This window comes from Acidovorax sp. GW835-FHT14G06 (assembly GCF_058793595.1).
On sequence record NZ_JBXAGA010000016.1, the window covers coordinates 24,145 to 43,508 of the forward strand.

At 66.5% G+C, this 19,364-nt stretch carries 20 protein-coding genes; 7 read left to right on the top strand and 13 right to left on the bottom strand.

Going from position 1 to position 19,364, the window contains the following annotated elements; genetic code table 11:
- Positions 1-70 precede the first annotated feature (70 nt).
- A complete protein-coding gene (argF, locus tag AC1Q64_RS22310) occupies positions 71-1,000 on the bottom strand; it encodes an ornithine carbamoyltransferase (RefSeq protein WP_492252872.1) in 930 nt (309 codons plus the stop codon).
- A gap of 17 nt (positions 1,001-1,017) precedes the next feature.
- Complete coding sequence (locus AC1Q64_RS22315; RefSeq protein ID WP_492252873.1) at positions 1,018-2,214, bottom strand: aspartate aminotransferase family protein; 1,197 nt, start codon at positions 2,212-2,214, stop codon at positions 1,018-1,020.
- 242 nt (positions 2,215-2,456) lie between these two features.
- Here AC1Q64_RS22315 and AC1Q64_RS22320 point away from each other — a divergent pair, with 242 nt between their 5' ends.
- A complete protein-coding gene (locus AC1Q64_RS22320; protein WP_291437392.1) occupies positions 2,457-2,780 on the top strand; it encodes a DUF3579 domain-containing protein in 324 nt (107 codons plus the stop codon).
- A gap of 223 nt (positions 2,781-3,003) precedes the next feature.
- Here AC1Q64_RS22320 and rpsT read toward each other — a convergent pair whose 3' ends face one another.
- The gene (gene rpsT, locus AC1Q64_RS22325) at positions 3,004-3,306 is read right to left on the bottom strand and encodes a 30S ribosomal protein S20 (protein WP_124511256.1); all 303 of its coding nucleotides are present in this window, start codon (positions 3,304-3,306) and stop codon (positions 3,004-3,006) included.
- Between the two features lie 245 nt (positions 3,307-3,551).
- Between rpsT and murJ the strand changes: the two genes are divergently transcribed.
- Together murJ and AC1Q64_RS22335 are read left to right on the top strand one after the other, a co-directional pair.
- The gene (gene murJ, locus AC1Q64_RS22330) at positions 3,552-5,117 is read left to right on the top strand and encodes a murein biosynthesis integral membrane protein MurJ (RefSeq protein WP_291437395.1); all 1,566 of its coding nucleotides are present in this window, start codon (positions 3,552-3,554) and stop codon (positions 5,115-5,117) included.
- Between the two features lie 92 nt (positions 5,118-5,209).
- The gene (locus AC1Q64_RS22335; RefSeq protein ID WP_291437397.1) at positions 5,210-6,061 is read left to right on the top strand and encodes a SirB1 family protein; all 852 of its coding nucleotides are present in this window, start codon (positions 5,210-5,212) and stop codon (positions 6,059-6,061) included.
- Positions 6,062-6,091: 30 nt separating this feature from the next.
- On the opposite strand, the gene AC1Q64_RS22340 is transcribed toward AC1Q64_RS22335, so the two are convergent.
- Positions 6,092-6,940, bottom strand: coding sequence for a ParB N-terminal domain-containing protein (locus tag AC1Q64_RS22340; protein ID WP_492252874.1), 849 nt, complete (start codon positions 6,938-6,940; stop codon positions 6,092-6,094).
- A gap of 157 nt (positions 6,941-7,097) precedes the next feature.
- Positions 7,098-8,138, bottom strand: coding sequence for a transporter (locus tag AC1Q64_RS22345; protein ID WP_492252875.1), 1,041 nt, complete (start codon positions 8,136-8,138; stop codon positions 7,098-7,100).
- 149 nt (positions 8,139-8,287) lie between these two features.
- Here AC1Q64_RS22345 and ppk2 point away from each other — a divergent pair, with 149 nt between their 5' ends.
- Complete coding sequence (gene ppk2 / locus AC1Q64_RS22350) at positions 8,288-9,202, top strand: polyphosphate kinase 2 (RefSeq protein ID WP_056067080.1); 915 nt, start codon at positions 8,288-8,290, stop codon at positions 9,200-9,202.
- Between the two features lie 40 nt (positions 9,203-9,242).
- Here ppk2 and AC1Q64_RS22355 read toward each other — a convergent pair whose 3' ends face one another.
- From AC1Q64_RS22355 to AC1Q64_RS22375, 5 genes are all read right to left on the bottom strand, one after another.
- Positions 9,243-9,632, bottom strand: a complete 390-nt coding sequence (locus tag AC1Q64_RS22355; protein WP_492252876.1) for a histidine kinase — start codon at positions 9,630-9,632, stop codon at positions 9,243-9,245.
- Positions 9,629-10,135 (bottom strand): GAF domain-containing protein, encoded by a 507-nt coding sequence (locus AC1Q64_RS22360; protein ID WP_492252877.1) that lies wholly within the window; start codon positions 10,133-10,135, stop codon positions 9,629-9,631. The genes AC1Q64_RS22355 and AC1Q64_RS22360 overlap by 4 nt, the downstream gene beginning before the upstream one ends.
- 103 nt (positions 10,136-10,238) lie before the next feature.
- Positions 10,239-11,234 (bottom strand): GlxA family transcriptional regulator, encoded by a 996-nt coding sequence (locus AC1Q64_RS22365; protein WP_492252878.1) that lies wholly within the window; start codon positions 11,232-11,234, stop codon positions 10,239-10,241.
- Between the two features lie 29 nt (positions 11,235-11,263).
- A complete protein-coding gene (locus tag AC1Q64_RS22370; protein WP_492252879.1) occupies positions 11,264-11,881 on the bottom strand; it encodes a DJ-1/PfpI family protein in 618 nt (205 codons plus the stop codon).
- Positions 11,878-12,438, bottom strand: coding sequence for an isochorismatase family protein (locus AC1Q64_RS22375; RefSeq protein WP_492252880.1), 561 nt, complete (start codon positions 12,436-12,438; stop codon positions 11,878-11,880). The genes AC1Q64_RS22370 and AC1Q64_RS22375 overlap by 4 nt, the downstream gene beginning before the upstream one ends.
- A gap of 324 nt (positions 12,439-12,762) precedes the next feature.
- Between AC1Q64_RS22375 and AC1Q64_RS22380 the strand changes: the two genes are divergently transcribed.
- Positions 12,763-13,893 (top strand): extracellular catalytic domain type 1 short-chain-length polyhydroxyalkanoate depolymerase, encoded by a 1,131-nt coding sequence (locus tag AC1Q64_RS22380; RefSeq protein ID WP_492252881.1) that lies wholly within the window; start codon positions 12,763-12,765, stop codon positions 13,891-13,893.
- A 104-nt stretch (positions 13,894-13,997) separates the two neighbouring features.
- Here AC1Q64_RS22380 and AC1Q64_RS22385 read toward each other — a convergent pair whose 3' ends face one another.
- The 3 genes from AC1Q64_RS22385 to AC1Q64_RS22395 form a co-directional block, all read right to left on the bottom strand.
- Complete coding sequence (locus tag AC1Q64_RS22385; RefSeq protein WP_056066692.1) at positions 13,998-15,098, bottom strand: AI-2E family transporter; 1,101 nt, start codon at positions 15,096-15,098, stop codon at positions 13,998-14,000.
- A gap of 33 nt (positions 15,099-15,131) precedes the next feature.
- The gene (purM, locus tag AC1Q64_RS22390; RefSeq protein ID WP_056066695.1) at positions 15,132-16,181 is read right to left on the bottom strand and encodes a phosphoribosylformylglycinamidine cyclo-ligase; all 1,050 of its coding nucleotides are present in this window, start codon (positions 16,179-16,181) and stop codon (positions 15,132-15,134) included.
- A 77-nt stretch (positions 16,182-16,258) separates the two neighbouring features.
- Positions 16,259-17,476 carry an MFS transporter gene (locus tag AC1Q64_RS22395; protein ID WP_492252882.1) on the bottom strand — a complete coding sequence of 406 codons (1,218 nt, stop codon included), beginning with the start codon at positions 17,474-17,476 and terminating at the stop codon, positions 16,259-16,261.
- Positions 17,477-17,744: 268 nt separating this feature from the next.
- On the opposite strand from AC1Q64_RS22395, the gene hda reads away from it, so the two are divergent.
- Positions 17,745-18,443 (top strand): DnaA regulatory inactivator Hda, encoded by a 699-nt coding sequence (hda, locus tag AC1Q64_RS22400; protein WP_492252910.1) that lies wholly within the window; start codon positions 17,745-17,747, stop codon positions 18,441-18,443.
- 179 nt (positions 18,444-18,622) lie between these two features.
- Positions 18,623-19,327 carry a histidinol-phosphatase gene (locus tag AC1Q64_RS22405; RefSeq protein ID WP_492252883.1) on the top strand — a complete coding sequence of 235 codons (705 nt, stop codon included), beginning with the start codon at positions 18,623-18,625 and terminating at the stop codon, positions 19,325-19,327.
- Positions 19,328-19,364: the final 37 nt, after the last annotated feature.

The following is a 19,364-nucleotide window of genomic DNA, read 5'->3' on the forward strand; positions in this document are numbered from 1 at the left end:
ACGTCCGCTGCGCGGACATGAGCCTGCGCCGAAACAGGCTGCTGGCGCTGGCGCGCCACCGCATTGCATTTCATGCAATACGGCCGAGCAGAAGGTACTCCATGAGTGCCTTCTGCACGTGCATCCTGTTTTCCGCCTCGTCCCACACCACCGACTGCGGCCCGTCGATCACGTCGGCCTCGACCTCTTCGCCCCGGTGCGCGGGCAGGCAGTGCATGAAAAGGGCGTCGGGCTGGGCGGCGGCCATCATCTCTGCGTCCACACGCCAATCGGCAAAGGCCACCCGGCGTTCTTCGTTCTCGGCCTCGTAGCCCATGCTGGTCCACACATCGGTGGTGACCAGGTCGGCGCCACGGCAGGCTTCGAGCGGGTTGATAAAGAATTGATAGCTGTCAGCGCTTATTCCACCGGCACCTGCGGCCAATTTCTCGTCCACTTCGTAGCCGCGTGGCGTGCTCACATGCACCTTGAAGCCCAGCAGCGACGCCGCCTGCAGCCAGGTGTTGGCCATGTTGTTGCCATCGCCCACCCAGGCCACCGTCTTGCCCTGAATGGAACCACGGTGTTCGATGAAGGTGAAGATGTCCGCCAGGATCTGGCAGGGGTGGTACTCGTTGGTCAGGCCGTTGATGACGGGCACGCGCGAGTTGGCGGCAAAACGCTCGATCTTGGCCTGCTCGTAGGTGCGGATCATCACCAGGTCGGTCATGCGGCTGATGACCTTGGCGCTGTCCTCGATGGGTTCGGCGCGGCCCAGCTGGCTGTCGCCCGTGGTCAGGTGCACCACACTGCCGCCGAGCTGGTACATGCCCGCCTCAAAACTCACACGGGTACGGGTGCTGGCCTTCTCGAAGATCATGGCCAGCGTGCGGTCCACCAGCGGGTGGTGTTTTTCGTAGGCCTTGAACTTCTTCTTGATGAGCGCAGCGCGCTCGAACAGGTAGGTGTACTCGTCGGCGGTGAGGTCGGTGAACTGCAGGTAATGTTTCAGCGTCGTCATGGCAGTGTGGCTTTTCTTCATTCAGCCAGGATGGCTTTGACCAGCGGGGTCAGCTTGGCGACGATCTCGTCGGCTTCGGCGGTGGTAAGGATCAGCGGAGGCACCAGGCGGATCACGCTGTCGGCCGTGACCGACAGCAGCAGGCCTGCCTCGGCTGCGCGACCGATCAGTGCGCCGCAGGGCTTGTTCAGTTCGATACCCAGCATCAGGCCCAGGCCCCGGATCTCTTTCACACCAGGCAGGCTGCCCAGCTCGCGCTGCAGCGCTGCCTTCAGGTGCTCACCCACCGTGGTGGCGTTTTGCAGCAGGCCGTCTTCTTCCATGATGCGGATGGTCTCCACCCCCGCGCGCATGGCCAGCGGGTTGCCGCCAAAGGTGGTCCCATGGTTGCCCGGCTGCAGCACGTTGGCTGCCTTGGGGCCCGCCACCACCGCGCCAATCGGCACGCCCGAGCCCAGGCCCTTGGCCAGGGGCATCACGTCGGGCACGATGCCTGCCCACTGGTGGGCAAACCATTTGCCGGTGCGGCCCATGCCACACTGCACTTCGTCGATCATCATCAGCCAGCCGCGCTCGTCGCACAGCTTGCGCAGCTGCTGCAGGTATTCCACGCGCATGGGGTTGATGCCGCCTTCACCCTGAATGGTCTCGAAGAACACGGCCACCACGTTGGGGTTGCCTTCGGTGGCCTTCTTGATGGCCTCGATGTCGTTGAGCGGCACCCGCACAAAGCCCTCGACCAGCGGGCCGAAGCCGCTGTAGATCTTGGGGTTGCCGGTGGCCGACATGGTGGCAATCGAGCGGCCGTGGAAGGCCTTTTCGTAGACCACGATTTCTGGCTTGGCGATGCCCTTGTCCACGCCAAACTTGCGTGCGATCTTGAGTGCAGCCTCGTTGGCCTCCAGGCCCGAGTTGCAGAAGAACACGTTGGTCATGCCCGACAGCTCCACCAGCTTGGCGGCAAGCTGCTCTTGCAATGGCGAGTGGTAGTAGTTGGAGGTGTGGATCAGCTTGGTGATCTGGTCCTGCAGGGCAGGCACCAGCTTGGCGTGGTTGTGGCCCAGCGTGTTCACGGCAATGCCGCCCAGGCCGTCCAGGTATTCTTTGCCGTTCACGTCCCAGACGCGGCTGCCTTGCCCACGGGCCAGCGCGATCGGTACGCGGCCATAGGTGTTCATCACGTGGGGCGAAGCTGCCGGGATGGAAGCGGTCATGCGGAAATCTCCAGACGGTACGGTGGCGAAAAAGCGAGTCACGATTCTAGGGGGAGCAGGGGTGCGGTCTGTTGACGATTGCGCATCACTGCAATGCCGGGCCCTTACCCTCTTTGGGGTGCCTATGTGTAGCGCGGCGGAGGGATTAGGGAGCTAGCTCTTATATAAGAGTTAGAATGTCGCGCTGCGGTGCAGCATGCAGCGATCCTGCGTCTGTGCCCTCACTACCACTCCAATCCCCGATGGTTTCCCCCTCCTCCAAAGAAGTCTTCATCCAGGGCATCACCCACGACGGGAAAACCTTTCGTCCCAGCGACTGGGCCGAGCGGCTTGCCGGGGTAATGAGCAGCTTTAGACCCGGCGGAGCGCGGCCGGGCAGCCATTTGAGCTATTCGCCCTGGTGCATTCCCACCACGCTCAACGGCGTGAAATGTGTGGTCGTGCACCGCGACCTGCAGGGGCATGAGCCCATGGCCTGGGACTTCGTGATCAATTTTGCCCGCGACAACAACCTGCAGGTGGCCGAGGCCTGCCTGCTGCCTGACCCGCCAGCTGCCACGCCCTGAGCTGGCTGGCGAGTGGGCGCGGGAGGTCTGGGTGAGGCCCCGCGCAGGCTGACCAGGTAGCGGGCGTTCACATTTACAACCGCCGCAGCGCCTTGGGCCGCCTTGCACCATTTTCAAGCACCAACGAAAAAACCGCCCGAAGGCGGTTTGTTCGTTTTTTGCTGGCAGCGCACCCGTTACAAACGGCGAACGGCAGGTGCCGTTCGGGCTGTTTGCCTGAAGATCAGGCGGAAGCGAGTGCCAGGGCTTTCACCTTGGCAGACAGGCGGCTCTTGTCGCGAGCAGCCTTGTTCTTGTGGAAGATGCCCTTGTCAGCCACGGTGTCCACCACGGCTTGCATCTTGGCGAACAGTTCGGTCGCCTTGGTCTTGTCGCCAGCCAGAACAGCCTTTTCGACGTTCTTGACAGCGGTACGGTATTTGGAACGCAGCGAGGTGTTTGCAGCGTTGATCTTGACGTCCTGACGGACGCGCTTGCGGCCCGACGCCAGGCGCGGGTTCTTCTTCTTGGGTTTTGCGGATGCCATTGTTTAGTTCCTTGGGTCTGTGGATGATGCCAGCAAAGCCCGCGATTATAGCCCAGTGCCATCGTCTGCGCCATTGGGGCGAAACTTCGCACACAGTTCACGGACTTCATCTCTGCCTCACACGCACTGTCCACAGTGCCTGAATCTCCTCTGTGATGAAGGATGCTTCCTTGAAGTCTCTGCTGTCTCCCCGGTCTGTCGTGCCAGCCGCAGGTGCTCTCCCGCAAGCGCATACACTCCCGCCGGTGTCACTGTTCAAAGCCGCCTCCACCGTCTCCCTCTTGACCCTCGTCTCCCGCATCACCGGGCTGGTGCGCGAGTTGCTCATGGCCTCCGTCTTTGGGGTCAGTGCCATGACGGACGCCTTCAATGTGGCGTTCCGCATACCCAACCTGTTCCGCCGCGTGCTGGGTGAGGGCGCTTTCAGCCAGGCTTTTGTGCCGGTGCTGGCTGCTACCCGGGCCGAGGATGGCGACGACGGTGCCCGGGCACTGATCGACCATGTGGGAACCTTGCTGGCCTGGACGCTGGTGCTGCTGTGCATTGCTGGGGTGCTGGGGGCGCCCTGGATGGTGTGGGCCATGGCCAGCGGGCTTCAGCAGTCCGCCCAGGGTTTTGATGCCGCCGTCACGATGACACGCTGGATGTTCCCCTATATCGGCTTCATGTCGCTGGTGGCACTGGCGGGGGGCATTCTCAATACCTGGAAGAAGTTTGCGGTGCCCGCAGCGTCGCCAGTGCTGCTCAACATCGCACTCATCCTTTCCATCACACTGGGCGCACCCTTTTTTGCGCGCCACGGCATAGAGCCCATCTACGCCCAGGCGGCGGGCGTGATGCTGGGCGGCCTGCTGCAACTGGGCATCCAGGTGCCAGCGCTGCTGCGCCTGGGGCTGTTGCCCCGCATTGGCGTGCGCTGGTCCGCCATCCGCGCGGCCTGGGCCGACCCCACCACCCGCAAGGTGGCGCGCCTGATGCTGCCCGCCTTGCTGGGGGTGAGCGTGGCGCAGGTTTCCCTGCTCATCAACACGCAGATTGCCTCGCACCTGGCCACAGGCAGCGTGAGCTGGATCACCTATGCCGACCGCCTGATGGAGCTGCCCACCGCCCTGTTGGGCGTGGCGCTGGGCGTGGTGCTGATGCCGCAACTGGCCAGCGCCCGCGCCAAGCAGGACGACGAACGCTACTCGGCCATGCTTGACTGGGGGCTGCGGCTGGTGGTGGTGCTGTCGGTGCCCTGCATGGTGGCGCTGCTGGTGTTTGCCAAGCCTTTGGTGGCCGTGCTGTATCACTACGGCGCTTTTGCCGACCGGGACGTGCAGCAGACCACGCTGGCCCTGGCGGGCTACGGTGTCGGCATTGTGGGCATCGTGGCCATCAAGGTGCTGGCGCCGGGTTACTTTGCCAAACACGACATGCGCACGCCCATGCTGATTGCTGTAGCGGTGCTGGTGCTCACACAAATGATGAACTTTGTGCTGGTGCCCTATTTGCAGCATGCGGCGCTGACGCTGTCCATTGGCGTTGGGGCGGTCATCAACGCCACCTGGCTGCTGGTGGGTCTTCTGCGGCGCGGCAGCTACCGGCCCCTGCCCGGCTGGGGGCGGTTTGCCCTGCAGGTGGTGGCGGCCAGTGCCTTGCTGGCGGTGCTGCTGGCGTGGGGTGCCCAGCATTTCGACTGGGTGGAAATGAAGGCGCAGCGCCTGCAGCGCATTGGCCTGCTGGCCGCGATGATGGCGGCCGCTGCGGTTTTGTACTTCGGCGCCTTGTGGGCGGCCGGCCTGAAGTTGCGCCAGTTGCTGCGTCGGTGAGCGACCGCGGCAGACCTGGCCTCCGAAATACCCTGCAAAAGCCTGTTCTTCTGTGGCTTGACGCCATGGCGACGGCCCCGTACAAAGCTGTCATGTCCCTGAGCCTTACCGTGCCCACCTCGCTGGAGTACTTTGCATCGCTGGTGCAAAGCGACGACCACTTTCCGCTGCTCGAAGCCGCAGCCAGCCTCGCGCAGGACGAATACCCCGAGTTCGACGTGCAGCAATTGCTGGGCGATATGGATCAGCTGCAGGCCCGCGTCAAACGCCGCCTGCCCGCCGATGCGCCCGCGTTGCAGCGGCTGCGCACGCTCAACCAGTTCTTTTTTGCCGACCTGGGCTTTGGCGGCAACATCAACAACTACTACGACCCAGAAAACAGCTACCTCAACGCCGTGCTGCGCACCCGCCGGGGCATTCCCATCAGCCTGGCTGTGCTGTGGATGGAGCTGGCGCAAGGGCTGGGCCTGCATGCGCGGGGCATAGCGTTCCCGGGGCACTTCATGGTCAAGGTGCTGCTGCCCAAGGGGCAGGTGGTGCTGGACCCGATCTCGGGCCAGTCCTTGAGCCGCGAGGAGTTGGCAGAACGGCTGGAGCCCTACAAGCGCCGCAACGGGTTGGTGGACGACTACGACGTGCCGCTGGGCCTGTACCTGCAGGCGGCTACGCCGCGCGACATCATTGCGCGCATGCTGCGCAACCTCAAAGAGGTGCATCGCACCCAGCAGGACTGGCAACGGCTGGTCGCCGTGCTGGACCGGCTGATCGTGTTGTTGCCCCAGGCCTGGGGCGAGCGGCGCGACCGGGGACTGGCGCATGCCGAGCGTGGCAACACGGCCGAGGCTGTGGCCGACCTCGAGGCCTATCTGGCCCACAGTGAAGACGGGCTCGACATTGACCTCATTGCGGACCGGTTGAGTGCGCTGCGCAACGCCAACGGCTGATTTCCGGCGTTTCCTCCCCGCAAGCAGGTTTTAGAACGGCGTGCTGTCTGCGGGTAGCGCCGCCTGTAGTTGCGCCACCTGTCGGCGCAGCTCGGTGTTCTCCGCCGTCAGCTCTGCCACACGCAGGCGCAGGGTCTTCAACTCGTCAGTATTGGCCTCGGCGCCGGCGGCCGGTTCCGCCGTGGCTTTGTCTTCTGACGGCGCCTCGTCGCGTGGCTTGCGTTTGTTGAGTTCGCGCACGCGCTTGGCCGCCTGCTTGAGTTCATCCTTGCCAGCCACCGCTGCCGCCACCTGTTCCTCGGCGGGCAGGGTGGCCACGGCGGCTGCGGCGTTGATGGAGATGGTGCCGGACTTCACGGCCGCCACCAACTCGGGTGCCGCCTGTTTCTGGATCTTTTCGATCATCACCACCTGGCTGCTGCTCAGGCGAGCAGCCTTGGCAATCGCCTCGCGGCTGCTCAAAGGGTCGGGGGCGGGCAGAGCGGCAGTGGCTTCGGGCGCGTCAGCGGTGGGGGTGGCTGCGGCGGTCTCTGTGGATGTTGCTGCCCGGGCCTTGCGCTCGGCCATGATCTCCCGCTTGCGCAGGGCGAGCACGCCGCGCTGGAAGTCCGACACGCTGCGGCGGCCCAGGTGCTGGTCGATCATCCACAGGTGCACGTCTTCCATCGACTGAAAGCGCGGGTTCTGCACGGTCTGGAACGGAAGGCCATGCTTTTGGCAGATGCCGTAGCGGTTGTGCCCGTCCACCAGCACATCGCCCCACAGTACCAGCGCGTCGCGGCAGCCTTCTGCCAGGATGCTGCGTTCCAGCGCGTCGTGTTCGTCCTGGGTCAGGGGTTCGATATAGGCTTTGAGTTCTTCGTTGACGACGATGTTCATGGTGGCAGGGGGTCCGGGGATCTGGGCAAGGGGCGCGATTGTAGAGGCCCTGGCGCAAGGGATCCTCTGTACAAATCACCGCGCCGTGTGCATCGGCGGTCTCGGGCGGTCTGCGGCGCACACCTGGAAGCTCGATCCGTGCAGACGCTCCCCGGGGCTATGTGTCGCGCGTGCCTCGCAGGGCCAGCCAGCCCGCCACTGCCGTGAAGGCCGCCACCACGGCCACGATGATCCAGAAGCCGTGGCCGTTGTCGGCCAGCGGCACGCCGCCCACATTCATGCCAAACAGGCCTGCCAGAATGTTGATGGGCAGTGCCAGCACGGTCACCACCGTCAGCACAAACAGGCTGCGGCTGTTGGCCTCCTGCACGCTCGCGGCGATCTCTTCCTGCAGCAGCTTAATGCGCTCCTGCAGGCCCTGCATGTCCCGCAGCACCACCGAAAACTCCTCGGTCGAATCCCGCAGCTCCTGAGCATCGTCGGCGCCCATCCAGACAGGTGGGTGCTGCAGCAGGCGAAACAGCGCCGCAGGCTCGGGTGCCAGCAGCCGCTGCAGGCGCACCAGCAAGCGCCGCAATACACCGAGCCGCGCGCGTTTGTGGTCCAGGCGCCCGGCCAGCAGTGCGTCTTCCACATCGTCAATCCGTTGGGTCACGCCCCGCACGATGTCCACCAGGCCCGAGGCCTGGGTGCGCATCAGTTCGGCCAGCAGCGCCACGCTGGAGCAGGGGGCATTGCCGGTGCGCACGGCAGTGCGCAGCACGTCTACAGATCGCAGCGGGCGCGTGCGGCCGGTCACCATCAGGTGGGGCGCCACGCTGGTCCACAGGGTGGCAATGTCCGACGGCTCGAAAGCGAAATCGAAGTGCGCGTCGTTGAGCACCGCAATCAGCGTGTCATCGTCACGTTCGATGCGGGTCGAGACCGAGCGGTCCTTGAGGGCATCAAAAAAGGCTTCAGGCAGGTGAGCGTGCCGCTCCATCCAGCGCACCGCCTGCGCATGGCTCAGGTTGAAGTGCAGCCACAGGAACTGCCCTGGCCGCGCGGCACCGGCCTGCAGGCTCGCCAGCCATTGCGCAGCCTGGGCCGAATCCACCTCCTGCGGCGGGGTGTCGGTACCCAGCAGGTAGCCGCAGATCAGCCCGGCGGCATCTCCGCCGTAGTTCAGGCTGGCGTTGGGGGCGAGGGGATTTGACAAAGCGGCGGGGTGGTCTGCAGTCGGCACGGCCTCGCATGCTGGCCTCTGGGCATGACAGTGTTGTGACAGATCACGCCGGTGTCATGGCACTGTCATCGCGGCGGTCCACCATCGCGCATCTGTTTTGCACTACCGCCGGATGGTTGCCCATGTTCTACAACAACGCCCTTGACACTCAGGAGCTGATGCAACGCATCGCCAACGACCTCATTGACAGCTACGACGAAGAGCTGGAACTGGAGATCGAAGACCGCGAGGTCGATGACATCGGCGCACCCAGCCCCGGCGACAAGCTGGCGCGCCAGCAGTATTTCAAAGACCTGTTTCGCCTGCAGGGCGAGCTGGTCAAGCTGCAGGACTGGGTGCAGCACAGCCGCCAGAAGGTGGTGATCCTGTTCGAAGGGCGTGATGCAGCTGGCAAGGGCGGCGTCATCAAGCGCATCACGCAGCGCCTGAACCCCCGCGTGGCCCGTGTGGCGGCACTGCCCGCACCCAACGACCGCGAGCGCACCCAGTGGTACTTCCAGCGCTACGTGGCGCACCTGCCAGCGGCGGGCGAAATGGTGCTGTTTGACCGCAGCTGGTACAACCGCGCGGGCGTGGAACGGGTGATGGGCTTTTGCACGGACGACGAATACGAAGAGTTCTTCCGCACCGTGCCCGAGTTTGAAAAGATGCTGGTGCGTTCGGGCATCACGCTGGTCAAGTACTGGTTCTCCATCACCGATGAAGAGCAGCACCTGCGCTTTCTGGGCCGCATCCACGACCCGCTCAAGCAGTGGAAGCTCAGCCCCATGGACCTGGAAAGCCGTGTGCGCTGGGAGGCCTATACAAAGGCCAAGGAGACGATGCTGGAGCGCACCCACATCCCCGAAGCCCCCTGGTGGGTGGTGCAGGCGGTGGACAAGAAAAAGGCGCGCCTGAACTGCATTGCCCACCTGCTGTCGCAGCTGCCCTATCAAGAGGTGCCACACCCCCCCGTGGTGTTGCCCGACCGCGTGCGCAACCCGGAGTACTTGCGCCAGCCCGTGCCTGCCAGCATGTACGTGCCTGAGATCTACTAAGACATCTGGCCTGACGCGCCATCTGCGTGTCCGAGGGAGGCTATGCGCCCTTCAGCATGGCAATGGTGGCGATCACATCGCGCACCTTGAAGGGCTTGATCAGCACACGCCGCACTTGCAGTGCCTTCATCTTCACGGCGGTGGACGCGTCCACCTGTGTGGCCGTCACCGCCACGGGGACATCGGCGCTGACGGCCAGTGCGTCGCTGCGCACCTGCTCCAGCAACGCCACCGCCTCATGTTCCTCCTCGTCGATGGAGATGATCACCCCCGCAAAGTTGTGGTGGCCCAGGCGTTGCTGGGCGATGCGCACGCTGCTCACCTGCCGTACGGCAGGCAGGTTCAATTGGCGGGCCGTGGCTACGATGATGCTGCCGGTCAGCGAGCTGGGTTCGATCAGCAGGATGTCCTGGGCGCTGTGGTCGCTCATGAGGCCGGGGCTCCCTGCTGGCGCCGTACCAGCTCTTCCACCGCCAGGTCGCGCAGCGACGCCAGGATGGCCAGATCGATAGCGTCCAGCGTGCGCGGCTTGTCATCCATCAGGCACAGCGTGCCCACGTTCTGTCCTCCGGGTAGCCTGAGCGGTGCGCCGGCATAAAAGCGGATGTGGGGTTCACCCGTCACCAGCGGGTTGTCGGTGAAGCGTTCGTCCAGGTTCACATCGGGCACCACCATGATGTCGTCCTGCAGGATGGCGTGGCCACAAAACGAGATATCCCGCGAGGTCTCGCACTGGCCCATGCCCACCCGCGACTTGAACCACTGGCGGTCATCGTCGACGAGCGAAAGCAGCGCTGTGGGCACGTCAAACTCCTGCGTGGCAAAGGCCGTCAGGCGGTCAAACCGCTCTTCAGGCGGCGTGTCCAGAATCAGCAACTGGCGCAGTGCCTGCAGGCGGTCCGGCTCGTTGGCAGGGCGGGGTGGTTCTTGCATGGTGGCGACCCGGGTGGGTGGTGCGGCAAAGGGCCTGATTATCGACCGGTGCCGTGTGGTTGGTGCGGCGCGGTAAAGCCTGTGGCGCGCCTTGCGCCCTCCATCAATGGCTGCGCGCACTGCCCTGTGATGGCGTGCCGCCGCGCCCGAACTGGTGCCAGGCCCGGCGCAGCTGCGTGTCGGAGCTGAACCCCGCCATCAGCGCTGCCTGCGTCACGTTCTGGCCGGACCGCAGCGCGGCCTCGGCCGTGGCCAGGCGGATGCGGCGCAGGTATTGCAGCGGGGCGATGCCCGCATGCTCCAGAAACAGCCGTGTGAGGTGCCTTGGCGATGTGTGCGCCACCTCGGCCATCTGCGGCACACTCCAGTCGGCCTGGGGCTGCTGGCCCACGGCGTCCTGCACGCGGTGCAGGGCCGGATGCAGGTGGTTGCGGTGGTGCAGAAAGGGCGAGAACTCCGGGTCGTTGGGCCCCCGGCGCAGGGCCACCACCATGGCCTGTGCCACCTGCGCAGCCAGCGCGGGGCCGCAGGTGTCCGAGATGCGGTGCAGCAGCAGGTCGATGCCCGTGGTCACGCCCGCGCTGCTGTACACGGCACCATCGGCCACAAACACGCGGTTGGCCACCACGTCGCAGCGCGGGTCCACGGCGGCCAACTCGTCCAGATGCTGGTGGTGGGTGGTGGCGCGGCGCCCCGTCAGCAGGCCGGCATGGGCGGCCAGCACCGAGCCCGCGCACACGGTGATCAGCTCCAGCTGCCCCGCCACGGGCCGCAGCCCGCGCAGCCAGTGCAGCAGCGCGCGGGCCTCGTCGCCGTCCACCGCGATGTGTTGCCCGGCCAAGCCCACCAGCACCACCCAGGCGGGGCTGGGCAGGGTGGCGGGCAGTGGCTCCAGCTGGGTCAGCACGGCGCCGACCGACGAGACAGACTCGGGCGTGGGGCTCACAAAGTGCTGCACAAATCGCTCGGGCTGGCCTTGCTTGGCCAGGGTCTGGTTGGCAATGCGCAGCGCCTCGGCCGGGCCTGCCCAGTCCAGCACCAGGCTGCCCGGCAGCAGGGCGAAATAGACGTGGATGAGGGAGGAGGCCGGGTTCTGCATCGATGGCTTTGGGTGAGGCTAAAAGCGTGTCATGGCTGGGGGTTCCAGGGCGTGTCCATCTGGCGGGCCGTGCGCTCGGACAGCGCCGCGCCCAGCAGCCGGGTGACCAGGTGCAGGCTCATGTCGATGCCAGCGCTGATGCCGGCCGAGGTAACCAGCGCGCCCCGGTCCACCCAGCGCACATTGTCCTGCACGTCGAGCGCTGGGTACTGTGCGCGCAGATCGGCGATGTCCTCCCAGTGGGTGGTGACGGGGCCTTCGGTCAGCACACAAGCCGCCGCGAGGATGAAGGCCCCTGTGCAGACCGAGGCCGTGATCTGAGCCTGGCCTGCTGCATGGGCGACCCATGCCAGGGTGGCCGGGCAGGCCGCTGCGGCATCCACCACCCCGCCGGGCACGATGAGCACATCGGGCGCCGTGGCACTGGCAAAGTCTGCATCGGGCAACACGCGCAGACCCGCGCGGGCGCGCACGGGGTCCAGCGTACGGGCCACGCAACACACTTCGAAGGCGTCGGGCGCTCCGGGGTGCAGGCGCTGGTGCATGCGGCTGGCGGTGGTGAAGACTTCGTACGGCCCGCCCAGGTCCAGGGCCTCCACGTCGTCGAACACCAGAATGGCGATCTGCAATGGCTGGGCGCTGCTCATGCGGCCGCCCGGTCCAGCGCCTGCTGCACGGTGCACAGGGTGGCGAAGCGGCCCTGCAGCACGGTGGCCGTGCGGGTCTTGATGTCGGCGGCGGCCAGCACCTGGCCGTCGGGCTGCACCATGTCCCAGGTCAGCGTGGCGTCGGTCACGTAGTCCACGTCCCAACCCAGGTCTGAGGCATGGCGCGTGGTGGTTTCGCAGCATTGTTCGGTGCGGGCGCCGCTCACGATCAGGCGCTGGATGCCATGGCGTGTCAGCCACACGTCGAGGCCCGTGCCCACCAGCGCGCTGTGGCGCGACTTGGTGAACGCGGCTGCGGCGTCGAAGTTTGCCAAGCCCTTCAGGGGGCGCACCTGGCCCGAGGCCTGTGAGAACGGGTTCTCGGCGACTTCGGGTCCGTCGCTGTGGAACACGCGCGCCACCGGGATTCCCTGTGCGACACACCCGTCGATCAACGCGTTCTGCGCTTGCAGGTAAGCGGGCAGGTCGTGTTCGGTGAAAAAGGGGCGGTGGCGGAACGACTCCTGGACATCAATCACTATCAGACAGGTTTTCATGGTGTGCTCGCTAAGAAGGTGGCTGGGATGCGCTTATTTTTGCTGTAAAGAGGCCCGCCGTCCGAACTGGCGGAGACAGGATTCGATCAATTTCAGCCATCATTTTCTGGCGGATGGTGTGTTTGGCTGACGGGGCAGGCCATTTCAGGTGCTGCGCTCGCCCCTGGGGACGGTTTTTGAAGCCAGATCGGCGGTGTGCGCCAGTCAACATTGCTTTTGTAGCTATTAAAAATATAGCAATATCCAAGTGAAGTAGGAAGCTGTTAAGGTGGCTAGGGTTTTCCCTGATTTTTGAACATCACCCGCCAGACCACCTGCCTGCCTATGCCCCGCCGCTCCCGCCTGTTCTCGCTGTCGTCCCTGGCGCGGGCCTACCAGCGCAATCTCAAGGCTTTTGAGAAAGCCGCGAGGGCTGCGCGGACGACCACCCGGCCGGTGCGGGCCAAGGCAGCTTCCAAGCTGCGGGCAGCGCCACGGAAGTTGGCGGTTGCCAAAGCGCCCTCCACGGCCCGTACTCCGCGCGCCGAAGGCAAGCCGGTGCCGGCGCGGGGTGAGTGGATGTCTGGCATTGCGCCCGGCCCTGCGGGGGCGCGGCGGTTCCATGCGTATGTGCCCGCTGGGCTGGCCCTGCGCCAGGGCGAAAAGCTGCCGCTGCTGGTGATGCTGCACGGCTGTGGACAGACGGGGCGGGACATGGCCGCCGTGTCGCGCATGAACCGGCTGGCGGCGCGCCATCGGTTTGTGGTGCTGTACCCCGAGCAGGAACGCATGGCCAACGCCCATGGCTGCTGGAACTGGTTTGAACGCCGCAATGGCCGGGCCGAGGCCGAAGCCGCCACGCTGCTGGCCGCCGTGGACAAGGTGGCGCGCCGCCTGCCGGTGGACCTGGCGCGGGTGGCGGTGGCCGGGTTGTCGGCAGGCGCCAGCATGGCGGTGCTGATGGCGGCGCTTTACCCCGACCGATTCTGCGCGGTGGCCATGCATTCCGGCGTGGCGCCCGGCACGGCCGAATCTGCCGCCACGGCCCTGGCCGCCATGCATGGCCGCCGCGAAGCCCATTTGCCCGTGCCACCGCCAGTGGCCGCTGCGGTCAGGGCGGCGGCTCCCACGGTGCCTCCCGTCAGCGCCCCTGCGGCCTTGCCGCCGCTGCTGATCCTGCATGGCGATGCCGATGGCGTGGTGTCGGTGCGCAACGCGGCGGCCACCGCCTTGTTGTGGGCTGGTGCGCTGGGTGCGCGGGCGGGTGCCATCCGCACCCTCCAGCGTGGCCAGCGTTATCCCATGCGGGTGACCGAATTCAAGACCCGTGGCCGCACGGTGGTGGCCCTGCGCGAGGTGGTCGGGCTGGCCCATGCCTGGAGTGGCGGCGCCGCCCAGTTGCCCTACAGCGACCCGGCCGGGCCGGATGCGTCGGCGCTGCTGTGGGCCTTCGTGGCCCGGCAATTCGAAAAATAGTGACGAAAATGGCTGCAGGCGCCAGTGCTGATTGCGCTGGCTGCTATCAAAAAGTGACTGGAAGGGCCGGGTGTGCCCCCCCGGAGATCGGGGCTAAGCTGCGGTCACACCAGCCGGGCGGCCACCAGCTCCTTCTTGAGGTAGGCGTAGAACAGCGGCGCCGCCACCAGTCCGGCGGGTCCGAACACAGCCTCGGCCACGAACATCACGGAGAGCAGCTCCCACACGCCCATCTGGGTGCGGCGGCCCACCACCTTGGCGTTGATCACATATTCGGCCTTGTGGATCAGGATCAAAAACCCCAGGCAGGCGGCGGCCGCCAGCGGCGACACCGACAGCCCCACGATGGTGATCACCACGTTGCACACCAGGTTGCCCACGATGGGCACAAGCCCGGCCACGAAGGTGAAGGTGATCAGCACCGGCGTGTAAGGCAGCTGCAGCCCCCACACCGGCAGCACGAACAGCAGGAACAGGGCGGTGAGCAGGGTGTTGAACGCCGCGATCCAGAACTGCGCCGCCACGATCTGGCGGAACGCCTCGCCAAACAGCGTGATGCGCAGCTTGAGCTGCTGGGCCAGCGGGCCGCGCGCCAGCACCGGCGGGCGCACGGCGGCGAGCGCGCCGATGAGCAGGCCCACATAGGCAAACAGCACCCCGGCGAGCCAGGCCCGCCCTGCCATGGCCAGCGCACCGGCCTTGGCGCCCAGATAGCTGGCAATGATGCGCTGGATGTCGGCCACGCCCTCGGGCAGGTGGGAGGCCATGTCGGCGGGCAGCTTCAGGCGCAGCTCCAGCACCGTGCGGGCCATGTAGGTGAGCAGTTCCTGGTACTGCTGCGGTGCGCTGACCAGGTACCCACGCGAATGGGTCAGGCCCAGCGCCAGCAGCGCCAGGGGGAGCAGCATCACCAGACCAGCGGCAGTGACCTGGGCCACGCGCAGGCTGGTGGGGGATGGGGCGGCTTGGCGCTGGATCCGGCCCAGCCCCGCTGCAAACCAGCCCGTGAGCGCCCGGGTGAGCAAAAAGCCCAGGCACACACACAGCAGGCCGGGCAGCAGGCCACGCCACATCACCAGCAGCAGCGCAGCGGCCACCAGCAGATAGCTGGCCACCACGATGCCCTGGTTCAGGGCGCGCGGGGGCAGGGTGGTGGGCGTGGGCTCAGGTTGCGCTGAGGGGGGTGGAGCGGGGCGCTGCGCCATGCGCGTTGAGGGGGCGGTGTTGCTGGCCGGGTATCAGGCCACCACCACGGCAGCGCCTTCGCCACGCGCTGCGATCGTGCCAATCGCGTAGACCTGTTCACCGGCAGCTCGCAGCGTGGCAGCCGTGGCTTCGGCGTTGGCCGCATCCACTACCACCACCATGCCGATGCCGTTGTTGAAGGTGCGGTTCATCTCGATGTCGTCGATGCCTGCCGTCTTCTGCAGCCAGGCGAACAGCTCGGTCTGGGGCCAGCTGCCCTTCTTCAGGTGCGCAGCGGTGCCGTCGGGCAGCACGCGGGGGATGTTCTCCAGCAAACCACCGCCGGTGATGTGGGCCAGCGCCTTGATGGGGTGAGCGGCCAGCGCGGCCAGCACGTTCTTCACGTACAGGCGGGTGGGCTCCATGATGGCCTGCTTGAAGGGCTTGCCGTCCAGCGTGGCGGGCACGGTGCCCTGGCTTTCAGCGCGGTCAATGCACTTGCGCACCAGCGAGAAGCCATTGGAGTGCACGCCGTGGCTGGCCAGGCCCAGCACCACGTCGCCAGGGGCCACGTCCTTGCCGGTCAGGATCTTGGACTTTTCGACCGCGCCCACGGCAAAGCCGGCCAGGTCGTATTCGCCCGCCGGGTACATGCCGGGCATTTCGGCCGTTTCGCCGCCGATCAGCGCACAACCGGAGAGTTCGCAGCCCTTGGCGATGCCGCCGACCACGGCCGCAGCCGTGTCCACGTCGAGCTTGCCGCAGGCAAAGTAGTCCAGGAAGAACAGGGGCTCGGCGCCCTGCACCAGCACGTCGTTCACGCTCATGGCCACCAGGTCGATGCCCACGGTGTCGTGCATGTTCCATTCAAACGCCAGCTTGAGCTTGGTGCCCACGCCATCGGTGCCAGAGACCAGCACGGGCTCCTTGTAGCGCTTGGGCACTTCAAACAGCGCGCCAAAGCCGCCGATGCCCGCCAGCACGCCTTCGCGCATGGTCTTCTTGGCCAGCGGCTTGATGCGCTCGACCAGGGCGTCGCCCGCGTCGATGTCAACGCCGGCGTCTTTGTAGGAGATGGGGGTGGAGGGGGCAGAAGAGCTCATGGGTGGTGTGGTGCTGGTAGGCCCGCCGGGCGGGCTGGAATCCGGGGATTTTAAGGGGCACGCCCCGGCGCCCTCACTCAGCCCTGTGTGGCAGGGGGCTTTGGGGCGCGGCCGTGCCGGGCAGATTGCACCAACACACCCGCCAGCGCCAGCGTGGCAAACAGGATTCCGGCACCAAACGTGGCACCGGCGCCCAGCCGGTCCCACAGCAGGCCTGCCAGGCCGCTGGCCACCAGCAGCGCCACGCCGCTGATCAGGTTGAACATGCCAAACGCCGTGCCCCGCAGGTCGGCCGGTGCGGTGTCGGCCACCATGGTGGCCAGCAGCCCCTGCGTCATGGCCATGTGCAGGCCCCACAGCGCAATCCCCAGCCAGGCGGCGGCGCCCCGGTCGCTGAAGGCCAGCAGCGCATCGGCAGCGATCAGCGCCACCAGCCCCCAGGCCAGCAGCGTGGTGTGGCGGGTGCTGTCTGCCAGTTTGCCCAGCGGGTAGGCGCCCAGTGCAAACACCAAGTTCATCAGCACCAGCACCAGGGGCGTCCAGGCCGGTGGCAGGCCACCCTGTTGCACGCGCAGCACCAAAAATGCCTCGCTGAAGCGTGCCAGCGTGAACACGGCGCCCAGCGCCACCACCCACCAGTAGGCGCCACCCAGGCGGCGCAGGTTCTCGCGGCGGATGGGGTTGGTGCGCACGGCGCTGGCGGCGCGCTCGGGCTCGCGCACGCCCACCAGGAGCAGTGCCACGCACAGGGCGGCCGGAATCACGGCCACCCAGAACACGGCGCGGAAGTCATTGGCCCACAGCAGCATCAGCCCCATGGCCAGCAGTGGGCCCAAAAAGGCGCCCACGGTGTCCAGGGACTGCCGCAGCCCGAATGCTGCGCCCCGCATGCCGGGCGGCGCAAGGTCGGCCACCAGCGCGTCGCGCGGCGCGCCGCGTATGCCCTTGCCCACCCGGTCGATGAGGCGCGCCATGACCACCAGGCCCACGGTGGGAGCGATCGCAAACAGGGGTTTGGACAGTGCCCCGAGCCCGTAGCCGAGCACCGCCAACGGCTTGCGCCGCCCCCACCAGTCGCTCAACACCCCCGAAAACACCTTGAGTACCAGCGCTGTGGCCTCGGCCGCGCCCTCGATCAGGCCGACCGCGAGCATGCTCACGCCCAGCGTGGTGACCAGGAACACCGGCAGCAGGCTGTGGATCATCTCGGACGACACGTCCATCAACAGGCTGACGAAGCCCAGCGCCCAGATGCTGGCGGGCAGGCGCTTTGCAGGGGCGGTGGGAGGTGTCATGGTGCAAGGCAGGGGACGGTGGTGCCGGGCGGCGGCCCAGGGGGCTGGCAGCAGACTAAAATCGCGGCCATTGTCGCCCAGCCCCTGCGAGGGAGCCGGTCGGTGACCACGCGCCGTATGCCACCTTGTCGCCGCGCCTGGCCGCAGTCATCGACGGCCCGGTGCCTTCCCACCCACTTGTGATGCCGCTGCTGACCCTCTTCCTGACCGCCGCTTCCGCACCTTCCGCCACGGTTCAGCCTGTACTGTGCGGGCGCCGCGCATGACGATGAAGCAACTGGCGCTGGACATCGGCCTGGCCACCGGGCCCACCCTCGACCGTTTTTTTGCCGGGCCCAACGAGGCCGCGCTACAGCACCTGCGCCTGGCCGCCGGGGCGGGCAGCAGCGAAGCCACCCGCTCCCCGGTGCCCACCTACGTGTGGGGCGAGCCGGGCAGCGGCAAGACCCATTTGCTCCAGGCCGTGCGCCAGGCGCTGCGCGAGCAGGGCTCCAGCGTGGGCTGGCTCGACCCCTCGGTGGGCGAGCCGCCGGATTTTGATGAACGCTGGGCCGCCGTGGTCATGGACGACGTGCACCTGTACAGCACCGCCCAGCAGGCCACGGCCTTCAACTGGTTCGTCAATGCCATCAGCCCCGCCAGCGGTAGCCAGCGCTGGGTGCTGGCGGCTGGCGATCTGCCCCCCGCCGACCTGCCGCTGCGCGACGACCTGCGCAGCCGTCTGGGCTGGGGCCATGTGTTCCAGCTGCAACTGCTGGGCGAGGCCGAGCGCCGCGCCGTGCTGCGCCAGGAGGCCGATGCGCGCGGCGTGTTCCTGGGCGACGAAGTCATGGACTACATGCTCAATCGCTTTTCGCGCGACCTGGGCAGCCTGATGCAGCTGCTGGACCAGCTCGACGCCTTTGCCTTGCGCACCCAGCGTGCCATCACGATTCCGCTGCTCAAGACAATGCTCGAGTCGGAATAAAAAATGAGGGACAACCCCCTGAGCGGCTGCGCCGCTTCCCCCTTCTCTCGCTGTGCTGCGCACCGCGGGAAGGAGGACGCCGCCAGCGCGGCGGGGCGGCCCTTGCGCGGCGGCCGCTGGGTTTGGGCAGCGACAGTTTTTGCAACCGCTCGCGCAGCGCAACTTATTGAATGATTGAAATGCAAAGAAGCCGCCTTCGCTTGGCGCTGTTTGACCTGGACCACACGCTGCTGCCGCTCGACTCTGACTACGAGTGGGGCGAGTTCACCATCCGCATCGGCTGGAACGACCCGGTGGAGTTCGCGCGCCGCAACGACGAGTTCTATGCCCACTACCAGGCGGGAACGCTCGATGTACACGACTACGTGCGTTTTGCGACCGAGGCCGTGCGCCTGCGCGGGCCCGAGGCCGCAGCGGCGGCGCACCAACAGTTCATGCGCGAGGTCATCACCCCCGCCATCCGGCCCCAGGCGCTCGACCTGATCCGCCAGCACCAGGCAGCGGGCGACGAGGTGGTGATCGTCACTGCCACCAACGAGTTCGTGACCACCCCCATCGCCCAGGCGCTGGGGGTGCCGCGACTGCTGGCCGTGCAGCTGGTGCGCGACGCCAGCGGCTGGTACACCGGCGAGATTGACGGTATCCCGACCATGCGCGAAGGCAAGGTGCGCCGCATGGAACAATGGCTGGCCGAGCGGCAGCTCAGCTGGGCCGACGTGGAGAGCACCTTCTACAGCGACTCCATGAACGACGTGCCCCTGCTGGAGAAGGTGAACCATCCGGTCGCCACCAACCCCGACCCGCGCCTGCGCGCCCTGGCCCAGGAGCGCGGCTGGCGCATACTGGACCTGTTTGCCGAGCCTGCCAGCCAGACGGCCTCCTGACCCCCTGCGCTCGCAGTCCCCTGATATCTCCCTACCC